Source organism: uncultured Rothia sp. (genome assembly GCF_937976295.1).
In the GTDB taxonomy this organism is placed as follows: Bacteria; Actinomycetota; Actinomycetes; order Actinomycetales; family Micrococcaceae; genus Rothia.
The window spans coordinates 1-1,095 of record NZ_CALJRY010000085.1 but is presented as its reverse complement, the minus strand read 5'-3'; the positions used below and the strand labels follow the sequence as shown (position 1 = coordinate 1,095).

1 pseudogene is annotated in these 1,095 nt (G+C 63.1%); it reads right to left on the bottom strand.

Features of this window, described 5'->3' with window-relative positions:
- Positions 1-344 precede the first annotated feature (344 nt).
- Positions 345-1,095: pseudogene (locus Q0216_RS02220) on the bottom strand (extensin); the annotation flags it as partial.

The following is a 1,095-nucleotide window of genomic DNA, read 5'->3' as shown; positions in this document are numbered from 1 at the left end:
TGTTGAAGACGGGGCGGACCGGGATATTGGCGTGTTCAGCTGACTGGCTCATGGTTCCAGTATGTGCCTGCGGGCGGCTCGGAGGCTAACGCTTCTCACCTAGAGAGCAGGTCGCAAGCAAGCTGTAGTTATGCAGACAGCAGGTACTTAGCCGCGAGCGCTGTACGCAAAGGCTGCACGCAAAGAAGCACCGCGTGCAAAGGCTGTACGAAAAGACGGAGGGGCGCCGCCGGGGTTGTTCCCGGCGACGCCCCTCCTTTTCTCTTCTCTACTCTACTCGCCCCTCCACCCTCCGCTGAGCCGTCAAGATTGGTTCTTGGGACTGGGTTTTTAGACTGGTGCTTTTAGGCCATCAGGGGTTCACGCTCCTCGAGGGGGTTCAGGTCCTCGGGAGGGCCTGGGGCGCGGAACCCGGGGTCGATGTTCTCGGGCGGAGCCGGTGCGAGGAACCCGGGGTCAATGCTCTTAGGCGGGAGCATGGGCGCAGGTTTCAGGTCTGGCAGGGTCGGGATGAGCGACTCGCCACCATCGTAGTCTCCGCCTTGCCTATCGCCACTGACCGCATGCGGCGTAGCCGTTAGGTCACCAATCCGGGGTAGCGATTCAACCACGTCTGGGAGGCCCTGAACGAGGCGGGGCGTGAGGCTCCCAAGGGTGGATTGTTCTTCCGGGCGCACAATGAATCCGGGGTCGATGTCCTCGGCCGGTGCCATGGGCATGCGGGTAACGGGCGGGGTGTTCTGCGGTGCGTTGACGATGAATCCACGGTTGGCAGGTGCCTCGGTAGTGGAGCCCAGCAGCTTTGCGGCTGATAGCACGGGCTGTGCAGGTGCGAGGTTCGGTGCGGGCAAGGAACCTGAATTCGGCATCTGCGGCACAGGGGTTTCGGGCCATGCAGGCTCCGGGGCCTGAGGCTTTTCCTGCGGAGTCGGCTCGGGATGAGGGAGGGTCTTTTTGACGCCCTCGATGACGGCGGGGACGGTATCTTCGATACCACGCTTTGCCCGCCCCAGACGCTCGCCTGTCTTCTCATCAGCCAGCTCAGCTATACCCAAGGGGCCAGGCACAGTTCCTGATGCAAGGGCTGCCCCGCCG